The following is a 22,066-nucleotide window of genomic DNA, read 5'->3' as shown; positions in this document are numbered from 1 at the left end:
CCTTTCGAATCTTTAGTTAGCACTCTTGTCCACTTTCGTGGACGTATTTTCTTGGGCGCCTGAAGCTTCTTCCGAAGTTCCATGGTTATGTGCGCCTGTACCTTCAATGACATACTTGGTCACGATGTCTTGGAACAATCCTTCAGGGAAGGAAGAATAATAAGCAACATTGCTAGTTCCCGGTTCCGCCAATGTGTTATACGTCTCTTGCGTCAACGGTTGGGATTGCTGTTTTACTTCAGTTACCCATTGATCGAATTCTTCATCCGATGTTGCGTTGACATCGAAACGCATTTGGGCGAAATGTTCGCCAGTAAAGTTGGCGCCAGAACCGAAGTAAGTTCCTTCGTGATCTGCTTGCAAATACAAGGTCATCGCCATACCCGACATCGTATAAATTTGTCCACCAAGCTGCGGAATCCAGAACGAGTTCATCGGTGAATCCGCGGTGAGCTCAAATTTCACGGGCCGGTCTGCCGGAATATTCAACGTATTGACCGTTGCAATGCCTTGCTCAGGATACATAAACAACCATTTCCAGTCCAGTGAAGATACTTGAATGGTAATGGGTTCTTTCTCGGAAGCCAGTGGCTTCGAAGGCTCCAAATCATAGGTGTAGCGAACAGTTACGATCGCAAGCAATCCAATGATAACAATTGGAACCGTCCACCAGATAGCCTCAGCTTTGGTACTATGAGCCCAGTTCGGCTCATACGCAGCTTTATTGTCCGGCTTGTCGCGGTAACGCCAAACGATTACAGCAGACAAAATCAACACAGGCACGATAACGATCGCACAAAGAATTGTCGAAATGACAATCAAATCTCTCTGCGAAGCGCCAATAGGTCCCTTCGGATCCAGAACAACGTACTGCCCGCCTGCCAGCATTGGCCAGACAATCAATGCAATTGTAACCAACGTCAGGACAACCGGAATAATAATCCGGGTAAGCGACCTAGGTTTCTTGTTCATCTTGATCCCCTCTCCTTAAATTCGCTCATACTGAAAAATCAGTATACTACTCTCTTCCTTCTAAAGATATCAGAAATGAGCAACTTTTTTGGTCTTGTTAACAAATTTGTCGATTTTACACCTTAAATGTGTGAATTTTTTCTCACAAATCACTTGCACACTTGATATTTTTCCATTGTAATCATTACACTTCGAGTCACAAAATAAAACCCTTTGCAGTCCCGTTGAACAGTCTCAACGAATCCGCAAAGGGCTTTATTGACTGGATTCCGGGTACTTATCCAGTCTTATTATGAACGAAAGATCGCCAGATTATAATTAATCCGCTCCTTCATCTTCCCGGCGTGTATGAACAAGACCAATTGATTTGGCGATTACATAAATAAATACACTACCTACCAGAAAACCGATACCGACCATCAAGCCAAGATTACGGTCATTAAATTCATTCAGGTTAATCAAACACATGACCACTCCCGTAATGAGGGCGATCCAGGCCAGAACTGTCATCGTCAACACTGCGCGCCGCATATTCTTATCTTTACGCTCCAATTGGCTTACCATTGCTGTCTTCGATGCCATAGTAAACACTTCCTTTTCCCTTTTTGTAAGTGCTTTCCTTTTATCAATATACCACATCAGTATGATTTTTAGTCAATAAATGTTCAAATTTATTTCGAAATTTGGACACTTTATTTTAATTTCTGATGTTGACAAACACTTATTTTATCTTCTTGTTATGTATAACCCAAAAATGGCCTCTTCATAACAGCAATACGATTTAACCTTTTGAACGCTTTATGAACATGTCTCCTTTTTCTGAAAATCCCTACAAAAAAACGGCGGTTCGAATAAACCGAACCCACCGTCTTATTTAAAACGTATGCCTTGCATAAATATCTATAACTAATTACGTGTCTCCAACCAGTTATTTTTAATGACATTCTGGTACCAGTAAAAGCTCTCCTTCGGCGTTCTTACCAGTGAACGATAGTCCACATGAACAAGACCGAAACGCATCCGGTACCCTTCTGCCCATTCGAAGTTGTCCATCAGAGACCATGCCATGTACCCCTTCAGGTTAATGCCATCGTTAATGATCCGGTGAATTTGGGCTAAATGCTGTTCGTAATAGGAAATCCGGCGATCATCATTAATTTTCCCATTTTCCAGATCATCATTGATACAAGCACCATTCTCGGTGATGTAGACATCGACGTTGCCATACTTTTGCAAATAATGCATGAACTCATACAGCCCACGGGATTCAATCGGCCAACCAATGTCCGTCTTTGTCAGTCCCATGCCCACTTCTTCAGACTGCAGAGCCCCTGCTTCCGGATTGAAGCGATTAATGCCCATGGTGTAATAGTTGATTCCGAGCAGGTCAATCGGTTGCGAGATAATCTCCATATCCCCTTCCTGGATTGGCACTGTGGCACCCGCTTGGGCAAACCAATCCACCATGAATTGTGGATAGGAACCTTTATAGATTGGGTCCAGGAACCAGTCTGTGTTGAGTGCGATAGAGCGGTCGCATGCCGCCTGATCTTCAGGTGACTTGCTGTATGGCTCAGCCCAGCACACGTTCGGCGCAATACCGATCTGTCCCGTTGTACCGAGGCGCCGGAAGGATTGTACCGCTTTACCATGAGCCACAAGCAGTCCATGAGCCACATTAAGGGATGTCTGAAGGTCTTTGTTCCCCGGTGCATGAATTCCCAGCAGGTTAGACAGGAACGCAATGCACCATGGTTCGTTAAACGTCAGCCAGAACTTGATTTTACCTGTGAATTCCTTGAAGATGATCTCTGCATATTTAACAAATGCATCGACGGTTCTCCGATTTCCCCAACCTCCATCATCCTCCAACACTTGAGGCAGGTCCCAGTGATAGAGCGTGCAAAAAGGTTCAATACCTACCTCAAGCAGCTTGTCCACGAAGCGGTGGTAAAAGTCCAAGCCTTCACGATTGATCTCGCCATCCCCATCCGGGATAATGCGCGGCCAAGCAATGGAGAATCGGTATGTGTTGATACCAAGCTTTTTCATCAGCTCAATATCTTCCTCATAACGGTGGTAGCTGTCGCAAGCTACATCTCCGTTATCCCCGTTGAAAACTTTGCCTGGTGTCCGGGCAAACGTATCCCAAATAGATACACCGCGTCCACCTTCCTGTGCTGCTCCTTCTATCTGATAGGAAGCTGTTGCTGTACCCCAGCGAAAATCCTGTGGAAATTGAAAAATTGACATTGATTTCTCCCTCATCTCCTCATGATACGCGGACAGTCTGCCCTGCAGTCATGGATAAAGTAATTACATAATCCCCTTGAGGTGTCAGATCAGCCTGATGCTGCTCCCCATTTTCACCCCGTAGCGCATGTGCGCTTCGAATGGTCACCGAGCCATCACGTTCAGCCCTAATTTCGGCAGAAATCAATTTGCTGTCTTTCCACTCCATGGATAGGGTATAACCACCCCGCGCACGCAAACCTGTTACACTGCCTTGTCTCCATTCATCTGGCAGGGCCGGAAGCAAATGCAGTTCATTCAGATGGCTCTGCAGCAGCATCTCGGCTATGCCAGCCGTACCTCCGAAGTTGCCATCGATCTGGAATGGAGGGTGATCATCGAACAGATTGGGATGCGTCGACCGGGCAAGCAATGTACGCACAAACTGATGCGCTTGGCCACCGTCAAGCAGACGTGCATACAGGTTAATTAACCATGCACAGCTCCATCCAGTATGCCCGCCCCCTTGCGATATGCGCCGTTCAAGCGATACACGTGAAGCTTCTACAAGCTCAGGTGTATCCTTTCGATTGATCTGTTCTCCCGGGTACAGGCCATACAGATGGGAAACATGGCGATGTCCCGGCTCCGATTCGGCGAAATCCTTGAACCATTCCTGCAATTGATTTTCACTGCCAATCCGGAACGGATATAATCTGCTCAGGCTGGCTTCAAATTCCGAAACCAATGCCTGATCGACTTCAAGAGTCCCGGCTGCCTCAATACATCTGGTGAACAATTCACGAATCAGTGTCATATCCATCGTCGACGCCATCGAAATACTGCGAGCTTCTCCTTCATCGGTCAGGAACTTGTTCTCCGGCGAGGTTGAAGGTGCAGTAACCAGATAGCCATCTGGTCCTTCAATCAGCCAATCCAGACAGAATAGAGCTGCCTCCTTCATGACCGGATAAGCACGCTCTTCGAGAAAACGCTGATCTCCGGTAAAGAGGTAATGTTCCCATAGATGCGAAGTCAACCAGACACCACCCATCGGCCAAAATGCCCAACTGGCATCACCGCCTGTAGGTGTTGTCGTTCTCCAAATATCCACGTTGTGATGGGCTGTCCACCCACGAGCACCGTACAATATGCGAGCTGTTCTGCGCCCAGTCTGACTGAGGTCCTCCAACAAATCGAATAGTGGTTCATGGCATTCGCTCAGATTACACACCTCTGCTGGCCAATAATTCATTTCCGTATTGATATTAATCGTATAATCACTGTGCCAAGGCGGCTCAACCTGATGATTCCATATGCCCTGCAGATTGGCTGGCTGTGTGCCTGGGCGCGAGCTGGCCATTAATAGATATCTGCCATATTGAAAATAAAGAGCTTCTAGCCCCGGATCTTGAACTCCAGTCTGGTAGGATTGCAGCCGCTCATCGGTAGGCAGCTCTGCGTTAGAAGTAGATCCGAGATCAAGACGGACCCGAGAGAATAAAGACTGGTGATCAGCCTCATGCCGAATACGCAGGCTTTCATGGCCTAATGTCATGGCTTTGGCAATGACATCTCTGCACTCTTGGTCAAGCAATGGTCCATCCTTCACAGGAATAATCTCATAACTCTCAAAAGCAGTAGCTGCAGCCAAGTAAAATACAACCTGTTTGGCTCCCTGAACATGAAGCTTGCCATCCGCAGTCGATATCTTCGCCTCATTTCCGGTCACCGTCACCGCTAAACGAACGGCATACGAGGTTCCCCGGTCTTCTTCGTAGATGACCGATTCGGGATGATCCCGGAAGTAGTTCGATTCCACATGACTCGGACAACGGCTGAACATCGTCACGCTATCTTCGGAATGCTGGGTTGTATACGGATGCGGGCTATCCAAATAAGCAGTGACGTTAACTGCCCCATCCTTGTCAGCCGTGAGCGTACATATCATCAGATCATCGGGTGTACTGGTGTACACTTCACGAACATAACGGACACCTTCATAGGCATAGCTCGTCTTAGCTATACCGGATTCCAGATCCAGTTCACGTTCAAACTCTTCATAATTCAGCGCAAGGAGTCCTTCCTGCTGCAGGATGAAGTGTCCCATCGGCTGGTAAGCTTCCACATCACGGCCTAACATTTCGCGGTTGAGGAGCTCTTCAGCTTCACTATATTGTCCCGACATGATTAGTTCACGGGTGCGCTTCAAGTATCTCTGGCTGCTGTACTGAATGGTGTCCCTCGGAAAACCCGACCACAGGGTGTCTTCGTTAAGCTGAATACGCTCTTCCGCTGCACCTCCGTACACCATGCCGCCGAGACGGCCGTTCCCAATAGGCAGCGCCTCTTCCCAGCGAGCAGCTGGCTGGCGATACCATAGACGATTGATCTTTGTTTTCTCATTGAATAGGGACATAAAATAACTCCTCTTCATGAATCATCTATTTATTTACCTGAAATATCTAAAACGTTTTCGAATACATCAGTATAAGAGCTTATTTCTATGTATCCACTAACGCTTTATACACTCAAATCCAGTGCTCAATCCACATTAAAGTGAAAGTGCTTTCAGTAAGAAAAGTATATTGGATTTAACATTCTTCGTCAATGTAAAACATCACAAGACAAACAAGAAGAGACCCTCATTGAGGACCTCTTCTATACTGTTGGTGGATTCCCACCCTAGCTTGATTATTTCACTTCTTTGCCTGTCCACAGGGATATACGATCTTTAACCCATACCGTATACTGTTTCTCCATTTCCACTGCACCAGCTTTGTCAAGCTCGGCGAGGAAGTCATCATATACTTTATCGAAGTTCGCTGCCGAAGTCAGCACCGCTTCAGGAATCCGTTTGCGTACGATATCCTGCGTTTTTTGGAATGTTACATCATAATCTGTACCTGTAGGCACGGACATGTTATACAATGCTCCCCAGTCCTTGAGTGGAAGTTCCTCTTCTGATGGGTAGAACTCTTTCCAAGTTGTAATGCCATAGGCTTTGAGCGTCTCTTTCTCAGCCGCTGTATAACCAGCTATAATTTGCTCAGGGAAGTTGGTTGTATAGTAGTTATCTGTTGAATCCTTCACACCATCACCATATCTTGCACTGAAGACATTGTACATTCCGATACCAGTTTCTTTGCTGAATGCAGAGTTGTCATTGGTTTTGCGATCTTGGATTTCAGCCGGAATGACACGTTTGCCATCTTCTACATTGTAGTGCTGGCCTTCAATACCCCAGTTTCTCAGCACTTGGCCTTCGTCCGAAGCAAGCCAGTCCATGAATTTGATAATACGTACTGGATCTTCCGCAGAAGTCGTGATTCCGATTCCATAACCGTCAAATCCGGTTGGCTGGAATGTGTGGTCCACGATATCTTCATTCAGGGAGACAGAGAAGTGAGCATATGTGCTGTCATCCTTGCCGGCACCTTTCAGTGCATTTTCAGCTTCTTGATAGTTCCATTCTTGGTCAATCAGACCGAGTACGCGGCCGCTGGCAATTTTGGATTTGTATTGGTCGTCTTTTTGAACAAATGTATCCTTGTCAAGCAGTCCTTCATTATACATTTTGTTCAACCAACGGAAATATTCTTTTTCTTCTGGACGTTTGTAGTGAAGCATTGCTTCATAAGTTTCTGGATTGACATAGTATTCACCGTCATCCGGAGCACCTGTTGCTTGGAATGCCGGATTCGTTACCGTAATCATGATTTTCCAGTCATCCGCATTCAATGTCAGTGGAATGGTTGGCTGTCCATCAATCGTTGGATGTTTTTCATAATAAGCTTTGAGTACATTTTCGTAATCTTCAAGTGTTTTTACCTCAGGGTAGCCGAGCTCTTTCAACACTTTTTGTTGAATCTCGAAACCACCTGTTGCGTCAAACGTCATATTATCTACACCCATATTGGTTGGGATCGTGTAGATGGACGGATCTTCTGTGCTGTATTTCAAACGATTCATCTGATCGCCATAGATTTTCTTCAGGTTTGGTGCATGCTCCTCAATCAGATCTGTGAGGTCAATCATCGCACCAGCATCTACAAGCTTAGACAAGTTACCTTTCGGGAAAATGATATCAGGAAAATCCCCACTGGCAGCCATGAGAGAAATCTTTTGCTCGCCGCCATTGTTCACATCATATTCCGCTTCAATTGTAACGCCTGTCTGCTTGGTAATTTCCTTACCAACAGCATCTTGCATCTTGTTCCAAGTCGGACTTGCATCAGCACCAAAGAACGTAAATGTAACAGGATCGGTACCGTTTGAATCTTCAGAAGCACTTTTGCTCCCCGAATTTCCACAACCAGCAGTAACCAACAGCGCACTTGCGAGCATCAACATTGCAAAAGTCTTAGGTGTATTGCCTTTCATTTTGCCTCTCATTGTCTAGTTCCCCCTATTATTATGAAGGTTTTATCTGTATAACAGGCTAAGCCTGCGAATACCACTTTTGGAGCGCATTTCTGTATGCGCTTACCACAAAACTAATCCATACTTTTTGTAAGCCTAAAAGACGATGTGCGAACAGATCACTTAAATGCTTCTAACAATGGTAAAACGTTTTCGAAACCTTATTTAAAACGCTTACTGAAAGTGCTTACATCAATGATTATATGCTATCCTAACCGTCCCGTCAACAACAAAAAAAGGCCTTTTTACAAGGCCTCCTTCTGTAAATCAAAAGCTTTAAATTATGATTCGTTTTTCTGAAATTTTCAGTTATTTCACATCTTTACCAGTCCACAGGGCTACACGTTCCTTCACCCATACGGTGTATTGTTTTTCCATCTCCACTGCCCCCGCTTTGTCGAGCTCTGCCAGGAGACTGTCGTAAACTTGGTCGAAGTTTTCAGGCTTCGCCAGAATGGCTTCAGGAATCCGTTTGCGGATGATATCCTGTGTTTTCTGGAATGTTACGTTGTAGTCTGTATCTGATGGAACCGGCATATTGTACGCAGCGCCCCAGTCTTTCAACTTCAGTTCATCTTCAGAAGGGTAGAAATCCTTCCATGTTGTAATACCATAGGCTTTTAGCGTTTCTTTCTCAGCAGCTGTATAGCCAACCTGGATTTGTTCTGGGAAATTCGTTGTGAAGTAGTTATCCGTTGAATCTTTTACGCCATCGCCGTATCTCGCACTAAAGATGTTATACAAACCAATACCTGTTTCTTTGGTGAAAGCCGAGTTATCATTGGTTTTGCGATCCTGAACATCATCAGGGATCACACGCTTGCCGTTCTCAACGTTGTAGTGTTGACCTTCAATTCCCCAGTTTCGAAGCACTTGACCCTCATCAGAAGCAAGCCAATCCATGAATTTGATGATCCGTACCGGATCTTTAGCTGTTGTTGAAATCCCGATTCCATACCCGTCAAAACCGGTTGGCTGGAAAGTATGATCCACAATATCCTCGTTCAGAGATACAGAGAAGTGAGCATATGTGCTGTCATCCTTGCCGGCACCCTTCAATGCATTCTCCGCTTCACCATAGTTCCATTCTTGGTCAATCAGACCCAGTACACGGCCACTGGCAATCTTGGATTTGTATTGGTCATCTTTTTGTACAAATGTATCTTTGTCGAGTAGTCCTTCATTGTACATTTTGTTCAACCAACGGAAGTATTCTTTTTCTTCTGGACGCTTGTAATGCAGCATGGCTTCATAGGTTTCAGGATTAATGTAGTACTCCCCGTCATCCGGTCCACCCGTTGCCTGAAAAGCAGGGTTCGTTACCGTGATCATAATCTTCCAGTCATCTGCATTCAGTGTCAAAGGAATGGTTGGCTGACCATCGATGGTTGGATGCTTCTCATAATAAGTTCTCAATACGTTTTCGTAATCCTCAAGTGTCTTTACTTCCGGATATCCGAGCTCTTTTAATACTTTTTGTTGAATTTCGAAACCGCCCGTTGCATCAAATGCAATGTTATCTACACCCATATTCGTCGGAATCGCATAAATGGCCTGGTCTTCCAAACTGTATTTCAGACGATTCATCTGATCGCCATAGATTTTTTTCAGGTTCGGTGCATGTTCTTCGATTAGATCGGTAAGGTCAAGCATAGCACCTGCGTCAACAAGCTTCGATAAGTTCCCTTTAGGAAAGATAATATCAGGGTAATCACCGCTGGCAGCCATCAAAGGTATTTTCTGATCCCCGCCATTATTCACATCGTACTCTGCCTCAATCGTAACACCTGTTTGTTTGGTAATCTCTTGGCCGACTGCATCCTTCATATTGTTCCAGTTTGGACTTGCATCTGCACCAAAGAATGTAAACGTGATTGGACTGGTTGTATCACCTGTATCCTCTGGTGTTTCTGAAGCAGTAGTACCTCCTCCTCCACAGCCTGCCGTAATGGCCAGTGCACTTGCGAGTAGAAGCATTGCGAATGTTTTTGGTGTTTTGCCCTTCATGTATAATCCCCCTTATGGATAAAATGAAGCTATCTATTGTATAACAGGCTGACCTGCACATACCGGAAAATGAATGATCTTGATGTAAATCTTTAGTTTTTATTACTTTAAAAGCGCTTACTAAATAAGTTTAATTTTACCTTTTTAATTTATAAACCTGATAATTTCCTTTGTTTCAGACTTGAAGGGAAAGCCGTTAAGGTCTGTCATACCAGTGATGTAAGTGCTTTCATATTTGAATCATAATCGCTCGGAAAGTCCTTGTCAATAGTGAATTCACAAATTTGAAAACGTTTTTTAGAAAACGTTTTAGTACAAAAAGAAGAACCCAGGTTTCTGGGTTCTCCTCTTCAAAAAATTGAATGGTACACTATAGAATAATTATTGAGCTTCACCATTCCACAATTTAACGCGATTTTGGACAAGCTCGGTATATTGTTGCTCCATTTCTTCTGCACCGGCCTTGTTCACTTCTGCAATCATTCCATCGTAGATGCTGTCAAACTGATCCGGGGAACTGAGAATAGCCTCCGGAATTCGTTTACGGATAATATCCTGCGTTTTCTGGAAGATGACGTTGTAATTGGAGTCACCTGGAGTTGGCAAATTGTATGCCGCTCCCCATGGTTTAACCGGGAACTCATCTTCACTTGGGTACAAGTCTTTCCATGTTGTAGCACCATACGCTTTCAGTGTTTCTTTCTCTGCATCGGAATACGCCGCTACGATCTGTTCAGGGAAATTCGCCGTATAGTAGTTATCCGTTGAATCCTTAACACCATCTCCATAATGACCCGACATATTGGTGTACAGACCAATACCCGTCTCTTTTTGGAATACGGATGCATTGTTTATCTTTTGATCCAGAACATCGGCAGGAATAACGCGCTTGCCATCCTTCACTTCGTAGTGTTGGCCTTCAATTCCCCAGTTCATCAACACTTGACCTTCATCAGAAGCCAAGTAGTCGAAGAATTTGATTGTACGAACCGGATCCGGATTCGTGGTTGAAATACCTACACCCCAGCCGGATACGAATCCCGTGTCCTGATAGGAATGATCCTTGATATCCTCAGATAGCGTCACCGGGAAATGTGAATATGTTGCTTCAGATTTACCAGCTGCTTTCAGTGCATTCTCTGCATCAGAATAGCCCCAATCCTGGTCTATAACACCAAGTACACGTCCACTTGCGATCTTGGATTTGTACTGGTCTGTTTTTTGTACGAAGCTGTCCTGATCAAGCAATCCCTCGTTGTACATTTTGTTCAACCAACGGAAGTACTCTTTTTCCTCTGGACGTTTGTAGTGAAGCATTGCTTCGTACGTTTCCGGATTGATGTAATATTCACCGTCATCCGGTGCACCTGTTGCCAGGAAAGCCGGATTCGTTACCGTGATCATGATTCTCCAGTCATCCGCATCCAGTGTTAGCGGGATCGTTGGCTGACCATCAATCGTCGGGTGTTTCTCTTTGTATGCTCTTAATACATTTTCAAAATCCTCGAGCGTGCGTACCTCAGGGTAGCCCAGCTCTTTCAATACACGGTGCTGAATACCGAACCCGCCGCCTGCATCAAAATACTTCTGATCTACCGCATAATACGTCGGCAGCACATAAATAGCCTGATCTTCATTACTGTATTTCAACCGGTCCATGTAATTACCATACAGCTTCTTCAGATTGGGAGCATACTGGTCAATCAGATCTGTCAGATCCAACATAGCTCCTGCATCCACCAGTTTGCTAAGCTCTCCTTTGGGTGACACGATATCGGGATAATCGCCGCTCGCTGCCATTAAGGATATTTTGTCCTGACCACCGCTGACGGCAAATTCACCGTTAAGTGTTATTCCTGTTTTCTCCGTAATAACCTGGCCTACCTCATCCTTCATGCCATTCCAGTTTGGACTGGGATCGACGCTAAAAAAGCTGAATGTGAGCGGAGACGTGTCACCACTTGTGTCTTTAAACGACGTTTCGCCGCCAGTTCCTCCACCACCACAACCTGCGAGCAAAGACATCGCAAGTACAGGAGCCAGTGCCCCTTTCATTTTAAAACTTGCCATAATGGTAATCCTCCCTGTTTCATATGTCTGTCTTATCCGGGACTTTTTTGTCCCTGTCTATAGCTTCATGAATGCCGCTCCGCAGCCCTATACGGTGAGGCGCAAACCAATTGGTCACGCCTCGGGCACCTGATGCTTTTTTTAGTTTACGGCTGCTCTTTTTGGCAGCTCTATAATGTTGCTTATGCTTTTACTGCACCCAGTGTCATACCGCCTACAAAGTACTTTTGCAGGAATGGATACACAACCAGGATTGGAACGGTAACGACGATCGTAATGGCCATCTTGATGGATTCTGGTGAAATCTGTGTCATCTGCTGTGCCATGTCATTGGCATTGCGTCCCGCACCAGAACCTTGCTGTGTACTTTGCAGTACTTTCATCAACTCATACTGGAGTGTTGTCAGATGTGCCTTGGAACCATTGTACAGATACGTATCAAACCATGCGTTCCATTGGCCTACTGCAAGGAACAATGCAATCGTTGCAAGTACCGGTTTACAGAGTGGCAAGATGATTTTGTAGAAAATCTTAAAGTCATTTGCACCGTCTAGCTTAGCGGACTCTTGCAGTGCATACGGCAATCCATCAATGAACGAACGGATGATGAATACGTTAAATGCACTGATCATGCCTGGCAATACATATACCCAGAATGTACCGATCAGGTTCAGGTCACGCATCAGGATGTACACCGGAATCAGACCACCGGAGAAATACATCGTGAGTGCCAGTGTAGTTGACACAAATTTTCTCAATTTGAAGTCTGGACGGCTCAGTGTAAAAGCAATCATGGATGAACTGATCAGACCGAGCAGGGTACCCACAATCGTACGCAGAATGGAAATCTGCAGACCTTGCAGCAGCCCGTCATATTGGAAGATCGTTTTGTAGTTTTCCAGCGTAAACTCCCGCGGCCACAAGTAAATTCCACCACGTACCGTATCTGTTGAGTTATTCAGTGAGATCGCAAGCACGTTCAGGAATGGATACAGCGTTACGACCAACACCAGCGCCATCGCGATATAATTGAATATATCGAACAGTTTATCGCCCCGTGTAGCATTGAATGATTTGTTCGCCATAATGTTTCCCCCTCCCTACATAATGCTTTCTTTGGTGAATTTTTTGAACAACCCGTTCGCTGTAAACAGAAGGATGATACTGACAACGGAGTTGAATATACCTATGGCTGTACCATATGAGAATCGTCCCATATTCAAACCATAATTGAGTGCGTAGAGATCGAGAACTTCCGAGTAGTCTAATACCAGACTGTTTTGCAGCAACATCTGCTTCTCGAAACCGATACTGATCAAGTGTCCAATGGACATGATAAATAATACGGAAATGGTTGTCCGGATACCTGGCAGCGTGATGTGCCACATTTGTCTCCAGCGGTTTGCTCCGTCGACACGGGAGGCTTCGTACAATTCCTGGTCAATACCTGTAATCGCAGCCAAATAGATGATGGCATTCCAGCCCGTTTCTTTCCACATATCTGAAGCGGTTACAATGTACCAAAATAGGTTCCCCTTCGCCATGAATTGAATTGGTTGATCAATAATATTCAGGCCCAGCAAAATGTCGTTGACAATCCCTCCATCGGTGGAGAGCATCTTGGTAATGATCCCTGCTACAACGACCCATGATACAAAGTGAGGCAAGTAGGAGACGGTTTGGACCGTCCGTTTGAATAGCATGCCCTTCATTTCGTTCAATAGAATTGCAAAGAAAATCGGCACAACAAAACCGACAATCAGCCCCATTAAGCTCATTGCAAGCGTGTTTCGAAGTACCAGATAAAAACGCTCATCGCTAAACAGCTCTACAAAGTGTTTAAAACCAACCCATTCTTGTTCGCCGAACGATCTGGCTGGTTTATAATTTTGGAAAGCCATCGTCCATCCCCATAGCGGCAGATAGTTAAATACAAAAACCCAAATTACGAATGGCAGTGACATGAGATAGAGATACTTCTGCTGCTTGATGCTATCCCAAATTCCGTTCCGCCGTTTGTTTACTGGCGGCTTGGGGTTACTGCTTCTTTTCGCGGAAGCGGATTTTTTTGTTAGCGTTTCCATCTCCGTTCCCCCTCCTCTGTTTTATAGATCAATCATAACTGATAGAGCGTTTTCAAAATACCATCTGGATTTTAGAGAAAATCATATAAAAATTAGATATCCGCTCACACAATTCGACATTATCTGATCAAAATCAGGTATTTTAAGGCCTTTCATCTACAATTTACGCCATAATAAGGTAGATATAATTTAAAATGCTAATTACCGAAAACGTTTTATGGTAATCGTTTACCTTCATTTTTAGAGAATAGAAAAAGGACCTGTACCAGGTCCTCGCAATCATAATGTGAACTGTATGGTCTGCAGCTTGACGATGCCCAACAATTCGGCCGCCGATATCGTGGCAACAGGATCGAATTGATCCCCCAACAAGTACGCGACTATCTCCTGAAACAGGAAGGCAGCCTCGGGACGCTTCATCATGGGAACGTTGGCAAATGGCAATGACGATACCAGGAGTTTCCCCCGCCCCACTCTAGCCTCAAAAGCATATGCCAATCGCTTGGCTCTGTGAAAATGGTCAATTACTTCAATGGATGGACGTATCTCATGTAACGAATCAAGGCATATCGCAGGAGTACCATTCACCAGATGGTACCAATGCCAATCGGAAGCCTGATCATGTGGGAAACGGCCCAGCAAAGGTACCTTTTCCTGCAGATTCATTCCCATCGTTGCTCCAGACTGTGTTGCAAACATGAGATAATTCCAGAATACAGGCAGATACTTGGTGTTAACAGCATCGTATAGTTCATCCGGTTTAACCTGAAGCCAGACACTGCCACCATTCATCAGATAATCGAGTACATTAGGTGTAAGTGAAGAGATGATCACCAAGTCTATCTGATTTTGGCTGAGTAAGTCTTTTCCATCCAGATGGTCCACCTGACGATGTTGGGAATCCAGTAAAAATGGTTGCAGCTCACCTACGCTATTCCAGATCCGATGAGACCGATCGTGAGGATGATAGTGAGGAAACGACCAACCATGCCAGATGTTGGCGGCCATGCGCTCCGAATTACCTGATCTGATCTCAGCTTCGATCACAAATGCAGCAGCACTATTGGGTGCCTGTATGGTCAGACGCCCAAGCGAAACAACGGAACCACAGCTGATATCTCCGTATGCCCACTCGCCCTCGTCCTCAATGATATTATTACGGATAAGCTTCCAATGGATTGAGGCATCTACAATCGGCATCTCTCCATAATGAGATATGATGGCTTCAATATAAACGGTTTCTCCAGCATAGTAGGTCCGCTGACTACAGCTCAGCAAGAGCACACTGCTTTCGTTAAACTGCTTGAATGCTGCCGGTTCCACTATTCCTTTGCTCTCCCAGAAAACGTCCAGAAATCCTGTTGTCGCATGTCCCTGTCCAGGAAAATCACGGATATCAAGCAATTGTATGCCCGCTGCATCTGGTGTGCGGCGAACTCGTTCCATCGCTTCCTTTAAGGACCGCATCAGATGTATGCCACTTGCGTGCTGGAAATCTTCCACATCATCCGCCAGGCCTCTGCGCGTAATGGACTCTTCAATGGATTCCAACCAGCTTGGTCGCAGGACGCCTGTGTACTTCTTCCGCTCCTGAGGGCGTACATACATGGTGAACTGTGCATGTTCATGCCCAACAACAGGATCATTCGTAAGCCGGGTGACATCATGGTAATCCAGCGTGGTGTCCGGTACGGCAGACAACTCTGATTCCAGTGGTGGATGCCAGTTCAATGACTGAATATAAAAGTCTGCATTTCGGCCTTGAGCCGGCAGCTGACCAAAGCCCGTATTATCCGTATATAACCGGGTGGGGTCAAGAGAACGAGCGAGCTCTACCAAATCATTCAATTCAGGATGTCCGTTAGGCCCAATCAGTTCATTTCCCAACGAAAACATGACGAAGGAAGGATGCGTGTGCAAGGAATGTAATAATCCTTTTAATTCGCGGGTCAAGAATAGCATGATCTCTGCTGGTGCCTTCACGTCACGATTCTCAAACCACCGTGACCAGTGCGGAAGTTCAGCCTGAACAAGCATGCCTTCTTCATCTGCCGCTTCCCAGAACGCCCGGGGTGCACTCCAGCCATGCAGACGTACATGATTGAATCCATAAGACTTTGCCGTACGAAACTGCTGTATATAATGCTGCTTGTCCCAGACCGGATAACCTGTTAACGGAAAAATGCAACAATCCACGTATCCTCGTAAAAATACAGGTACGCTGTTCAGCTCAAGCTTCTTTCCATTCGCTCTGAAGGAACGCATGCCGAATGTCCGTTCCACCCTATCCAGCTCTCGCTCTTCATCCTGCAAGGAGACAACGACCTGATACAACCTCGGGGATGTATCCGACCACAGGGCAATGTCCTTTTCCTGACCAAGATCAAGATCCCATTGCTGCGTGCCATAACTCCCTTCGAATTGTCGGCCCTCATTCTGAAGAGACATTGAAGCGAGGGTACGGCTCTGCCTCGGAAGCCAGCTTCCGTCAGGGTGCCTAATATCCACATGAAGATGACATGTACTGGATTTGGATATGGTTGGTTCGCTAGCGCTTACATCATAACGGATCGTTACGATCCCGTTCTCGGCGTTAGGCTGGATATGCAATTGCTTGATGCGACAAGAAGGGAGTCGATCCAGATAGGCTCCGCCTGTAATTCCGCCCCACGCTGTAGCCGTGTGGATGGAATGAATATGACTTCCGGCCAAAGGCAGCTTCATCGTATTATCCACACGCAACTCCAACCGGTTTTGCATTCCCGAATGGAGTAGGGATGTAATATCCCATTCCTGCGCCACAAGCAGACTGTCACGCTGTCCGGCATGCTGTCCATTTACCCAGAGATCAGTTGTCCATCTGACTCCCTCAAGTCTTAATACATACTCGCAGTCCGGTTCTGACGGCGTAAGATCCACATTCGTCGCATACCAGGCAGCACCCTCGTATTCACGTATCTTGGTCCATGTATCCATCCTCAGATAATCCGGTTCGTCTCCATACCCCTGCTCTTCCCAGGAACCGGGGACTTGAATCGTTCCCCATACTGATTCATCAGAAAGGGGAGGCCTCTTGTCATGGGCAAGATCTGTTTCGAGACAGAACTTCCAGGTCCCTTTCAGGTCAAACGTATTGCGAACAGCTTGTATATCCGATGGTTTCATCTGATTGTCTCTCCTTGTCCCGGAATAAGATACATCCAGTTTAAGACTTAGATATGGAAGACACCATTGTTTATATAAGGAAGACGATGGATTATATCATGAATACAAATTCAAGAAATGTAAAGGGACCGAAAACGTTTTATATATTGATAAAAAAATTGAAACATAAAAAGCAGAGCCTGTGATTCTTGCGACTAGACGCCATCAGGCTCTTCAGGCTGATCTTTATATTGGGATCTGGCATGTTTGTACGCTGAAGGAGACTCTCCTACATACTTCTTAAACTTGCCGTGAAAATAATCCACATTGGCATACCCCACTCTTGCGGCGACCTGATGTACCTTTAACCCTTCATCAAGCAGTTCTTTCGCTTTTTCGATTCGAACCTTATCCAAGAATGCGTTGAAAGACTCTCCCGTGTGGTTCTTGAACAGCTTGCCAAGATAACTGCTGTTATAGTTGAATACCTCGGCAAGAACCTCCAGCTTGAGATTTTCCCCCGGATTACGCCGAATAAAATCGATCATTTGTTTAAGTGCCGTATCTTTACTGCTACCGCCCATACGTTGAATAAGACGACTTAGATGGCCTTCTGCCATCGCCTTCAGATCAGATACCGTTAATTGATGATATACTTCGTTGATCAGGACAGAATGTTCCTGCATGATCGACTGCATATGCTGGTTCGAGGCAGCCAGTTTGTTGATTGCCATGGAGAACACCTGTGAGAACGCCGTTTTGATTGCCTGTTCTGTTCGATGGTATGGAACAATTCGCTCTTCGATCTCGCCCAGCACCCGAATTACAGATTCCATGCTGCGTATGTCGAGGGCATAATACAGCTTGTCCGCCAATTCCGACTCGCCAGGCTCAGCGCTTTCAATTTCGCCGATCATGGAAGCAACCGTTCCTTCAGCAGCAAGCTCTTCATTCCATAACATAATACGTTGTTCGTTGAATAGAAAACGTTCTGCAAGAAGTTCGTTAGCCTGTTTATAGGATCTGACAATCTCGGAAGTCGTATTGGCCGGTTCGCCTGCTGCCCCGTACATCGTAATGTTCCATTCTCCGAGGAGCCGCTTCAGCTCATCATATAGATGCTCGGCAGACGAAGCCGATGTAATCGGATCCTTGCACAACAAGGCGAGACCTGAATGATAGGAGAAGACGATTCCCCGATCCTTTTGATCAAAGGCCTCTGCCAGTTTTCGTTTAACTACACCTCCGCGCTGCACATCAGGTGCGGTATGCATCTCTAACAGCACAACCTGATATTGCGGCCACTTCAACCCAAGGGCATCCTCTTCGATGGGACCGACGCCTTCCAGATTATCAAACAGAAGTGCCTCGATCTGATGCTCCCGATATGCCGTATCTTCACCTGCATGACGTGCCAGTGCTTCCTGCTCACGTGTAAGCACTGCAGCAATACGCTGAAGCTCACCGATGATCTCTTCTTCATCCACAGGCTTTAGCAAGTACCCATCCACACCGAAGCTGATTGCTTTCTTGGCATAATCAAAATCGGCATACCCACTCAGAATGAGAAAATGTGATCCCGGATGTTGTTTCCGCACCTCTTCGATTACGTCCAATCCAGTCATGCCCGGCATACGGATATCGATAATGGTCAGATCCGGTTTAAGCTCATCAAATCGAGTAATGGCCTCCCGTCCACTTGCTGCGGTAGCAATCACCTCAAATCCATACTCGGCCCAATCTATGATCGTTGTCAGCCCTTCGCGTATGCTCGGTTCGTCATCTACCAAAAATACTTTATACATGCGGTTCCCCTCCTGAAGGTAATTCAAAAGCAATCTCTGTTCCTTCCCCATACACACTCGTAATCTGTAATCCGTACGGTTCACCGTATGTCAGCGTTAACCGTTGATGCACGTTGCGCAGCCCAATCCGGCTCTTCTCCTGCTCCTCCGGTCCGCGGATAAATTGCATAACCTCTGCAAGACGCTCCGGTGTAATACCGGCCCCATCATCCTTGACGCGAACCTGTACCACATCATTGACCAGACGAATATCTACATTGACATGGACCGTTCCCTCTTTATTCTCCAATCCATGCACAATGGCGTTCTCCACCAGAGGTTGAACGATCAAAGGCGGAATGTATATTTTCTCTGCTCCGGGATCGATATGAATCTGAAAGGCAAGTCGATCCCCGTAGCGGAATTTCTGTATCTCCAGGTAAGAGCTAACCATCTCGAGCTCAGCCTGGAAGGTCGTTTTGCCACTCCCGATTTCAAGGCTCTTGCGCATCAGTTTGCCGAGTAGTCTGACGATATTTGCAATCTCAGCCTCACCTTTGATATGAGCTTTCATGCGAATGGACTCCAGGGCGTTAAACAAAAAGTGAGGATTAATCTGACTTGCCATCATTTTCAGTTTAATCTCTTTCTGCGCGATTTCCAATTGGTTGTTCTGCTCAGTCGTTTCAACGACCTGCGTCATTAATTCGTTTATGCTTTTGACCATGTAATTGAATTGTCTCGATAATTGTCCAATTTCATCGTCTCCGTCGATTCTGGACGTCACATTCAGATCCCCAAGGGCCAGCTTGTTCAGATGCTTGCTAAGACGAAGCAGCCTGTTCGAAGTAAGGAATGAAATAATATATACAAGTAAGAGTGCGATGATTAGGACAAGGGAGATAAAGAGCATCCCGATCAGACTGATCTTATTGGCATCCTTGACGATATCCTTGGTCTCGAAGACGGAGATTACCTTCAAGCTGTTCATACTCGACACAGGGCGCAGCTCATCAATAACAATATTGGACGGTTCTCCCTGAAAATCAGCTTCCAGTGTTCCCTTGGCCTGATTCTGTAAATCAACGCCGAAATCCAGCTCGTCCAGCGTTTTGCCCACCAGATCCGTATTTTTGGCAGCCACAACATAACCTTGCTCATCCGCCATCAGCGTTTCAAAGGGTTCCTGTCGAAGTAATTCGTTGAGCTCATCCTGATTGATTTCAATCAGCAGTACACCCTCAGTGCGATATTCAGGAAAAGGCACTTTGCGCACCAGGCTGAGTTTGTGAACCGGATTATCTTCCTTGTCCGGAATGTAGAACCATCCCGTGTTCGTCGATAACAGCGCTTTTTGATACCAATAGCTTTGCTTCGTCTGCTCGTTCAGCGGGATAAACTCCAGATTATTGATCAGGGTGGGGTTATCGGAATAAAAACGAATGCCTGCCACCTCACGATATTGTCGCTTATATTCCTGAAAATCCTTATAGGCCAAATAAGCAGAAGTGAGTTCCATTACGCTGGAATAGCGCTTGTTCACAATCTCCTTCAGTTCATTGTTGAACATCAGAATATCGGAAATATCCGTCGGCACACGCAGCAATGTGGCTGTCTGGCTCTTGATCTTGTCCACGTTGTTGATTGTCTGCCCGATCGCATTATCCAGTGCCTGCTGCCGGAAATATCCGGTCACGGCAAGACCGATGATCAGAACCGGAATCATGACGACAAGTACATAGGAAATCAGCAGTTTATGCTTCAATTTGAGATTGTTCGATACACGTATAAACCTTCTTAACATATCTGCACCTTCCATTGTCTATATAAGCGCTTACATACAAATGGCAAGATCAATCAGTTCCTGCGTTTCCACTTATCATACCATACAACCCATATAAGCTCTTATATATCCAGGTTTTGGTCTCGGCAATTATTTCCTTAGATTAGCATACATTCTTGCTCAATTGCAGTGACCAAATGATGTATTCACCATCCAAAAACAATAAAAAGGCCGCCATAGGTATGGCGGCCGGGCTTGCAGATATGCTGCATCGCAAACAGATGGCGATATAAACGCAAGACTCTTTTTTTGCTGAAGCTATATTGAACAATTAAGGACGGGGTGTCTCTACCCCATTCAGAATCAGCTTAGGATGAATATCCGCGCTCAATGAAGCCGATACAGCGCAGTATTTTTCTTCAGCCATTTGGATGGCTTTCCAGATACGATAATCCGGGATATCTCCATCGACTTTGAAGATCAGATCAATGGATGTAAAACCTTTGGGCATCCCTTCACTGCGCGTACCTTGAGCTTCAATCTCAATTCCGGTGATTTTGTCCAGGAAGGCATCCAAAATCATTGTAATATCGATTCCCATGCATCCTCCAAGACCTGCAAGCAACAGTTCCATCGGTGTAGCACCCTTGCTGTCACCACCATAAGCAGCCGTGGCATCCATGCCTACAGCATAGCCAGAGGGTCCTTCGGAAGTAAACGCGCGTTTGCCTTTCCATACGGTTGTTACATTCATGATGTTATCCTTCTTTCTTAAAATGGTTTATGATCTGCAGATAATCGTTCCAGGTACGGCATTCTTAGAATTCAGTAATTTGCTGCAAAAATCTTCGTGTTCGTTCCTGTTCCGGATGTTCGAAAAATGCCTGTGGACTGGCTTCTTCCACGATTGAACCATCTGCCATAAATACGATCTTACTCGCCACATTCCGGGCAAACTTCAATTCATGCGTGACCACCAGCATTGTCATGCCTTCCTGTGCCAGCTCCTTCATGACCGAAAGAACCTCGCCTACAAGTTCGGGGTCAAGGGCTGAAGTCGGCTCATCGAACAGCATCACTTTCGGTTCCATGGCAAGCGCACGAGCAATCGCAACCCGCTGTTGTTGTCCACCTGACAGGCGGGATGGATAAGCATCCTGCTTGTCCGACAGTCCTACACGATCCAGCAGAATGCGGCCGCGTTCGGCCGCTTCGTCACGCTTGATTTTCTTCACCGTCACGAGGCCTTCCATCACATTTCCCAGTACCGTTTTGTGCGGATAAAGGTTGAATTGCTGAAACACCATGCCAGTCTGACGGCGGATCTCAAGCACCCGTGAGCGCTGAACTCGCAGCGGATCATTGCTGTCCACGATAATACCATTCACTTCAATCTTTCCGCCGGACAGTTCTTCTAGTCCATTCAGACAGCGAAGCAGCGTGCTTTTGCCGGAACCACTTGGTCCTAGCAGGACTACGATATCTTTTTCATTCACGTGCAGATCAATATTCGTAAGTACTTCATGTTTTCCAAAATGTTTCTTCAGTCCAGTAGTTGTAATCATCGG

Annotated in this window: 14 protein-coding genes; all 14 read right to left on the bottom strand. The window is 45.8% G+C overall.

Annotated elements, in window-relative coordinates:
• Window positions 1–12 precede the first annotated feature (12 nt).
• Window positions 13–972 carry a ubiquinol oxidase subunit II gene (gene cyoA, locus MH144_RS24265; RefSeq protein WP_239304907.1) on the bottom strand — a complete coding sequence of 320 codons (960 nt, stop codon included), beginning with the start codon at window positions 970–972 and terminating at the stop codon, window positions 13–15.
• Window positions 973–1,290: 318 nt separating this feature from the next.
• The gene (locus MH144_RS24260) at window positions 1,291–1,554 is read right to left on the bottom strand and encodes a hypothetical protein (RefSeq protein WP_095292381.1); all 264 of its coding nucleotides are present in this window, start codon (window positions 1,552–1,554) and stop codon (window positions 1,291–1,293) included.
• 324 nt (window positions 1,555–1,878) lie between these two features.
• Entirely contained in the window at window positions 1,879–3,225 is a 1,347-nt protein-coding gene (locus MH144_RS24255; RefSeq protein WP_239304906.1) for a GH1 family beta-glucosidase, read from the bottom strand.
• A gap of 19 nt (window positions 3,226–3,244) precedes the next feature.
• Window positions 3,245–5,623 carry a glycoside hydrolase family 95 protein gene (locus MH144_RS24250; RefSeq protein ID WP_239304904.1) on the bottom strand — a complete coding sequence of 793 codons (2,379 nt, stop codon included), beginning with the start codon at window positions 5,621–5,623 and terminating at the stop codon, window positions 3,245–3,247.
• A 275-nt stretch (window positions 5,624–5,898) separates the two neighbouring features.
• Window positions 5,899–7,587, bottom strand: coding sequence for an ABC transporter substrate-binding protein (locus MH144_RS24245; protein ID WP_239304968.1), 1,689 nt, complete (start codon window positions 7,585–7,587; stop codon window positions 5,899–5,901).
• Between the two features lie 348 nt (window positions 7,588–7,935).
• Window positions 7,936–9,633: an ABC transporter substrate-binding protein gene (locus MH144_RS24240; RefSeq protein ID WP_239304902.1), complete on the bottom strand. Its 1,698-nt coding sequence runs from the start codon at window positions 9,631–9,633 to the stop codon at window positions 7,936–7,938.
• Window positions 9,634–10,014: 381 nt separating this feature from the next.
• A complete protein-coding gene (locus MH144_RS24235) occupies window positions 10,015–11,703 on the bottom strand; it encodes an ABC transporter substrate-binding protein (protein WP_239304900.1) in 1,689 nt (562 codons plus the stop codon).
• Window positions 11,704–11,885: 182 nt separating this feature from the next.
• A complete protein-coding gene (locus MH144_RS24230) occupies window positions 11,886–12,788 on the bottom strand; it encodes a carbohydrate ABC transporter permease (protein ID WP_239304898.1) in 903 nt (300 codons plus the stop codon).
• A 15-nt stretch (window positions 12,789–12,803) separates the two neighbouring features.
• Complete coding sequence (locus MH144_RS24225) at window positions 12,804–13,787, bottom strand: ABC transporter permease (protein ID WP_239304896.1); 984 nt, start codon at window positions 13,785–13,787, stop codon at window positions 12,804–12,806.
• A 279-nt stretch (window positions 13,788–14,066) separates the two neighbouring features.
• Window positions 14,067–16,952 (bottom strand): glycoside hydrolase family 2 protein, encoded by a 2,886-nt coding sequence (locus MH144_RS24220; protein WP_239304894.1) that lies wholly within the window; start codon window positions 16,950–16,952, stop codon window positions 14,067–14,069.
• Window positions 16,953–17,146: 194 nt separating this feature from the next.
• Window positions 17,147–18,736, bottom strand: a complete 1,590-nt coding sequence (locus tag MH144_RS24215) for a response regulator transcription factor (protein ID WP_239304892.1) — start codon at window positions 18,734–18,736, stop codon at window positions 17,147–17,149.
• The gene (locus tag MH144_RS24210; RefSeq protein ID WP_153979995.1) at window positions 18,729–20,519 is read right to left on the bottom strand and encodes a sensor histidine kinase; all 1,791 of its coding nucleotides are present in this window, start codon (window positions 20,517–20,519) and stop codon (window positions 18,729–18,731) included. The genes MH144_RS24215 and MH144_RS24210 overlap by 8 nt, the downstream gene beginning before the upstream one ends.
• Before the next feature lie 310 nt (window positions 20,520–20,829).
• Window positions 20,830–21,252 (bottom strand): OsmC family protein, encoded by a 423-nt coding sequence (locus MH144_RS24205; RefSeq protein WP_076311998.1) that lies wholly within the window; start codon window positions 21,250–21,252, stop codon window positions 20,830–20,832.
• A gap of 64 nt (window positions 21,253–21,316) precedes the next feature.
• Window positions 21,317–22,063 carry an amino acid ABC transporter ATP-binding protein gene (locus tag MH144_RS24200; RefSeq protein ID WP_239304890.1) on the bottom strand — a complete coding sequence of 249 codons (747 nt, stop codon included), beginning with the start codon at window positions 22,061–22,063 and terminating at the stop codon, window positions 21,317–21,319.
• Between the last annotated feature and the right edge of the window lie 3 nt (window positions 22,064–22,066).

Source organism: Paenibacillus sp. ACRRY (assembly GCF_022346995.1).
GTDB lineage: Bacteria > Bacillota > Bacilli > Paenibacillales > Paenibacillaceae > Paenibacillus.
The sequence above is the reverse complement of the archived record's forward strand: the minus strand, read 5'-3'. Positions and strand labels throughout refer to the sequence as shown.